The organism is Aeromonas sp. ZOR0001 (assembly GCF_000801015.1).
In the GTDB taxonomy this organism is placed as follows: Bacteria; Pseudomonadota; Gammaproteobacteria; order Enterobacterales; family Aeromonadaceae; genus Aeromonas; species Aeromonas veronii.
Genome location: NZ_JRJY01000100.1, coordinates 1 through 5282, shown reverse-complemented (window position 1 = coordinate 5282; position 5282 = coordinate 1). Strand labels below are relative to the sequence as shown.

Genomic DNA, 5282 nt, shown 5'->3' with positions numbered 1-5282 from the left:
ATCTCACAGGTAAACACATCCTTGAGACCAGCCAGATAAAGCCAACCTTCGTCGGTGGCGATATAGGTGATATCACAGGTCCAGACTGAGATGACGGGAATATAACGCGCGGGATGGCGTGTTGATGCCATCCCGCGATTCAATTCAGTAGGTCACTGCGCATCCGGCTGGTTGGCGGGGGCGGCCTTGATAAAGGCTTGCAACTGTTCGCAGTTGGCGACGATGCGGCGGATAGTGGGGTAATCGTCCAGGGTCATGTCGTAGCGGCGGGCGTTGTAGACCTGTGGCACCAGCATGCAGTCGGCCAGGGTCACTTCATTGCCGACGCAGTAGACACCGGCGGTGGTCATCAACAGCTGTTCGAGGGCGGTGAAGGTCTCGTCAATCCAGTGACGATACCAGCGAGCCTCCTGCTCGTTGTTGGCCCTGAAGTGCTCTTCCAGATAGTTGAGTACCCGCAGATTGTTGAGCGGGTGGATATCGCAGGCGATCATGTTGACGATCTGGCGCACTCGGGCCCGCGCGTCGGGGGAAGAGGGCATCAGTGAGTAGGCGGGATAGGTCTCGTCGAGGTACTCCATGATGGCGACCGACTGACCGATCTGCACATCGCCATCCACCAGAAACGGCACCAGCCCTTGCGGATTGATCCGGCGATAGGCCTTCTCGCTCTGCTCGCCTTGCCGCAAATTGATGGGGTGCTGCTCATAGGCGAGCCCCTTGAGCTGCAACACGATCCGCACCCGAAAACTTGCCGACGAACGCCAATAGCCAAACAACTGCAACATAATCTGTCCCTGCATCTTATCTGGGCCCGAAGCCCGGCAGGTGCTCGCCACCTGCCTCCTTGTATATCCGGCACCGGTTGAGGGCTCGTCGTGATCCGGACATATCCCGAATATCCTTGCCGCCAACCGGCGCTGGCCATCAACCTCCCTGACCGCTCGCTGGCACCACCTGTTGAGAGATGGTGCCAAACAGGTTTTGGCCAGAGCGATCCTCCATCGCGATCGACACTCTATCACCAAACTGCAAATAGGGGGTTATAGCTTGATCACAATCAAGAATTTCCAGCATGCGGCGCTCGGCGATGCAGGATGAACCGGCGCTGCGATCGTAGTTGGAGACGGTGCCGGAGCCGATGATGCAGCCCGCACCAAGGGGACGGGTCTTGGCCGCATGGGCAATCAGCTCGAAGAAGTTGAAGGTCATGTCCACCCCGGCTTCGGGCGCACCGAACAGCGCACCGTTGAGGTGAGTCAGAAGCGGCAGATGGACTTTGCCATCACGCCAGTCATCGCCCAGCTCATCCGGGGTGATGGCCACCGGCGAGAAGGCGCTGGATGGTTTGGACTGGAAGAAGCCAAAGCCCTTGGCCAGCTCCCCCGGGATCAGGTTGCGCAGGCTCACGTCGTTGACCAGCATCAGCAGCTTGACGTGACTGGCGGCCCCCTGCGGGCTCACCCCCATCGGCACGTCGTCGGTGATGATGGCCACCTCCGACTCGAAATCGATCCCCCACTCCTCGGAGCCCATCACAATCGGCCCACGGGGGGCGAGGAAGCTGTCGGAGCCCCCCTGATACATCAGCGGATCGTGCCAGAAGCTCTCCGGCATCTCGGCACCGCGTGCCTTGCGCACCAGCTCCACATGGTTGACGTAGGCGCTGCCATCGGCCCACTGATAAGCGCGCGGCAAGGGAGAGAGGCAAGACGCTTCGTCAAAGGGGAACGCCTCGGTCACACGGCCCTCGTTAAGCTGCTGATAGACAGCCTCGAGCCTGGGAGCAACCTCGGCCCACTCATCGAGGGCGGCCTGCAGGGTGGAAGCAATCTCGCTCACCCGCACCGCCCGGGCCAGATCCCGGCTCACCACCACCAAAGCGCCATCGCGCTTACCATTGTTCAATGTTGCCAATTTCATAAGCGATTCCTTATTTGCCGGCAGCAGCGTCCGGGCGCTGCCAGCTGGAGACATACCGGGTGTTCTCGATCCCTTCGCACAGACTGCCGACGTTCAGCGCATCGCGGGTGTCGAGCATGACCGCTACCTCGTCGGTGAACTTCTTGGCATAGGCCTGCCCCGCCGCAAACGCCTTGGGATGGGGGCCGTGGGTGAATCCGGCAGGGTGGAAGGTGACCATGCCCCGCTCGATATTGTCCCGGCTGAAGAAGTCCCCGGCGTGGTAGAAGAGCACTTCATCGTAATCGTCATTGCTGTGATAAAAGGGCACCTTGAGGGCGCCGGGATCGCTTTCGATGGGGCGCGGCACGAAGGTGCAGATGACAAAGCGGCTTGCCACAAAGGTCGAATGAGCCGACGGCGGCAGATGGTAGCGGTGGCTCATCAGCGGGCGGATATCCCGCCAGTTGAGGCGCACCACGCACAAATCCCCGTGCCACCCTTGTGCATCCAGCGGGTTGAAGGGCCAGGTGATGACGCTAATCTCGTCGTGGCGCTTCACCTGCAGCGACCAGGGATTCTCATCCTGCTGGGCCAAAAAGCGCTCGTTGATGGCGGGCACATCCAGCGCCGCCGGGTCGAAGATGGCGTGATTGCCCACCAGCCCCTTGTCCGGCAGCTGATAGCTGTCGTTGGTCGCCTCGATCATCAGGATGAACAGGGGCGCTGTCGGCTCGATACGCCACATGGTGCCACGGGGGATCACCACGTAGTCACCATCGCGAAGAGTCAGGTGCCCGTAGTCGCAGAAGAACTCGCCGCCCCCCTCGTGGATAAAGAGCAGCTCGTCGCCATCGGCATTGCGCACCAGAAACGGCATAGCCTCGGAGAGCCGCCAGATGCGATAGCGGCAGTGGGGGTTGCTGAGAATATCGGGGGCCACCCAGGGGGAGAGGGAACTCACCTCCTCCTGTAGGGCATTGAGGTCAAAAAGCCGTGGCCGCAGCGGCCCCTCCCAACTGCTCCAATCGGTGGGGGCATGCTTGTGGTGCATGTGGGTGGCGGGGCCGAAAAAGCCGCTGCGCCCCAGTTCGCGCTCATAGATGGCCTGTTCCGGCAGGTCGGCATGGGCCTGCCGGGAGTGGGTCCCCTCCCGATGGGGGAAGTTAATCCAGTTACGCATCGCTCGCTCCCTCTTTGCAGGCACCCTTCTCATCCTCGCCGCCATCCAGCACGCCGCGGCGGATCTGGTCCAGCTCGATCGATTCAAACAGCGCCTTGAAATTGCCCTCGCCAAACCCTTCGTTACCCTTGCGCTGGATGATCTCGAAGAAGACCGGGCCAATCACGGTATCGGTGAAGATCTGCAGCAGGATGCCATCCTTGGTGGGGGAGCCGTCGATGAGGATGCGCAGCTCTTTGAGGGCCGCCAGATCCTCCTGATGCCCCTCGACCCGACTGTTCACCTTCTCGTAGTAGGTATCCGGGGTCGGCATAAAGCCGGTACCGCGGCTGCGCAGGGTGCGGATGGTGTGGTAGATATCGCTGGAGGCCATGGCGATATGCTGGATCCCCTCCCCCTTGTACTGACGCAGGTACTCCTCGATCTGGGACTTGTCATCCGCCGACTCGTTGATGGGGATGCGGATCTTGCCGCAGGGAGCGGTCATGGCGCGTGAATGCAGCCCGGTCAGCTTGCCCTCGATATCGAAGTAGCGAATTTCACGGAAGTTGCCGATCCGCTCGTAGAAATTGGACCAGACATCCATATTGCCGCGATGCACGTTATGGGTCAGGTGATCGATCTCCATAAGACCGGCATCTACCTCTGCCATCCGGGACTGCCAGTCGGGGTAGAAGACAAAATCCACGTCATAGATGGAGCCCTTGTCGCCATAACGGTCGACAAAGGAGAGCGTACTCTCGCCGATACCGTAGATGGCGGGAATATTGAGCTCCATCGGGCCAATCTTGCCGACAAAGGGCTTGGCCCCCTTGGCGATGGCGTACTGCTGGGCTTTGCCCGCATCGCTCACCCGAAATGCCATGCCGCAAACGCTCGGCCCGTGCAGGCTGGCAAACTGCTCCGCTTGGGAGTGAGGCTCGGCATTGACCACGAAGTTGATATCCCCCTGCCGGTAGAGCCAGCACTGCTTGTGTTTGTGCTTGGCGACCTCGGCAAACCCGAGCGAAACGAACAGGCTCTTGAGGGCGGCAATCCCCTTGGCATCGGGGGCTGTGTACTCGACAAACTCGAAACCGTCTGTGCCTAACGGATTGATGGTGTGGGTGGCGGAAGAGGTGGCATTCATCGGGCGCTCCTTGCTCTTGATTCGGTTAAAACGGATTGCGGCACCCCACGGCGCGGCAAGTGTTAACAACTTGTTTCATTAGAAGCAGGGCGTAGCAGGAAGAGAAGAGGCGGGTTGCAGATAGTTTTTCGCAGCTGGCAGCAAAAGATGTAAATAGATTGTGACATTCAAGCGGCAGCCCTGCGGATCAAACGGTGACGACCAGTATGGCTGTCAGCTTTGGCTTACAGTTGCCAGTTTCTGACCATCAGATGGGGCAAGCAGGCCCGGGCCTTTTGCAGTCGCACAGGCGTCGGATTGATCAGCCACGCCTCTTTCCCCAACCCCAGCAGCGGCAGATCGTGCAGGCTGTCGCTCAAGGCCAGCTCGGCATCGAGGGCACAGATCTCCGGCAACAGCTTGTGCTGGCCGTGGCAATAGAAGCGCGGCATCAGGCCGCCAAAACGGTAGTGCATCTGTGAGCCAATGATCCGGTGAGGCAACTGGCTGGGCAGTTGTTGATGAAGCTGGGCTCGCACCAGCGCGCAGGGACTGGCGGAGATCACCCAGCTGCGTGCCCCCTCGCGTTGCAGCAGCTCGCGAGCCTGACGATACAGCCCCGGCCTGGTGCGGCAATAGGCGCGCACCAGCTTGCGCCAGCCCAAAGGAGAAAGTCCCAACGAGATGGCCCACCAGATAAGGGAGATACCGCGCCGCCGCTGGCTGGGAAGAAGATAGACCAAGCCACCCAGTGCAATCACTGGCAACAGCAGCAGCGGCCAGATCCGGCGGCGCAGGATATAGCGCAGCAGACCGGCGTGGCTGTCGCCTGGAGCCAATGTGTCGTCAAAGTCGGCCAGGATCCAGCGCGGCGCACGTCCGTCAGGATCACGCTCTTTCGCTGAATGGAGCATGGTGTCAGGTGCTGGGCGCATTAGCATCAGGGCGCAAGGGCTGCGATGGCTGCCGTGAGTTCGGGAGTGACAAATTCACTCCCCACATCGGGCGGGCAGACAAAATCGAACGGCTCGCCCGCCAGTTTAAAACTCAGTCGCCAGGCGTGCAGATAGCCGCGATCGGCTGGCGTAC

At 60.6% G+C, this 5282-nt stretch carries 5 protein-coding genes and 1 pseudogene; all 6 read right to left on the bottom strand.

The features are described 5' to 3' along the window. Window positions 1-152: 152 nt before the first annotated feature. Window positions 153-788 (bottom strand): maleylacetoacetate isomerase, encoded by a 636-nt coding sequence (maiA, locus tag L972_RS12540; protein WP_005361400.1) that lies wholly within the window; start codon window positions 786-788, stop codon window positions 153-155. Window positions 789-927: 139 nt separating this feature from the next. Then, on the bottom strand, window positions 928-1923 hold the full coding sequence (locus tag L972_RS12535; protein WP_047438606.1) for a fumarylacetoacetate hydrolase family protein: 996 nt from the start codon (window positions 1921-1923) through the stop codon (window positions 928-930). Window positions 1924-1933: 10 nt separating this feature from the next. Next, on the bottom strand, window positions 1934-3085 hold the full coding sequence (locus tag L972_RS12530) for a homogentisate 1,2-dioxygenase (protein WP_047438604.1): 1152 nt from the start codon (window positions 3083-3085) through the stop codon (window positions 1934-1936). Next, the gene (gene hppD, locus L972_RS12525) at window positions 3078-4214 is read right to left on the bottom strand and encodes a 4-hydroxyphenylpyruvate dioxygenase (protein ID WP_047438602.1); all 1137 of its coding nucleotides are present in this window, start codon (window positions 4212-4214) and stop codon (window positions 3078-3080) included. Before hppD ends, L972_RS12530 begins: the two co-directional genes overlap by 8 nt. A 224-nt stretch (window positions 4215-4438) precedes the next feature. Then, window positions 4439-5107 (bottom strand): HAD family hydrolase, encoded by a 669-nt coding sequence (locus tag L972_RS12520; protein WP_047438608.1) that lies wholly within the window; start codon window positions 5105-5107, stop codon window positions 4439-4441. Between the two features lie 26 nt (window positions 5108-5133). Continuing rightward, window positions 5134-5282: pseudogene (locus L972_RS12515) on the bottom strand (RNA pseudouridine synthase); the annotation flags it as partial.

Excerpts from the sequence above, each read along its gene's own strand:
- maiA (WP_005361400.1), bottom strand. The coding sequence starts at position 788 with ATGTTGCAGTTGTTTGGCTATTGGCGTTCGTCGGCAAGTTTTCGGGTG.
- L972_RS12535 (WP_047438606.1), bottom strand. The coding sequence starts at position 1,923 with ATGAAATTGGCAACATTGAACAATGGTAAGCGCGATGGCGCTTTGGTG.
- L972_RS12530 (WP_047438604.1), bottom strand. The coding sequence starts at position 3,085 with ATGCGTAACTGGATTAACTTCCCCCATCGGGAGGGGACCCACTCCCGG.
- hppD (WP_047438602.1), bottom strand. The coding sequence starts at position 4,214 with ATGAATGCCACCTCTTCCGCCACCCACACCATCAATCCGTTAGGCACA.
- L972_RS12520 (WP_047438608.1), bottom strand. The coding sequence starts at position 5,107 with ATGCTCCATTCAGCGAAAGAGCGTGATCCTGACGGACGTGCGCCGCGC.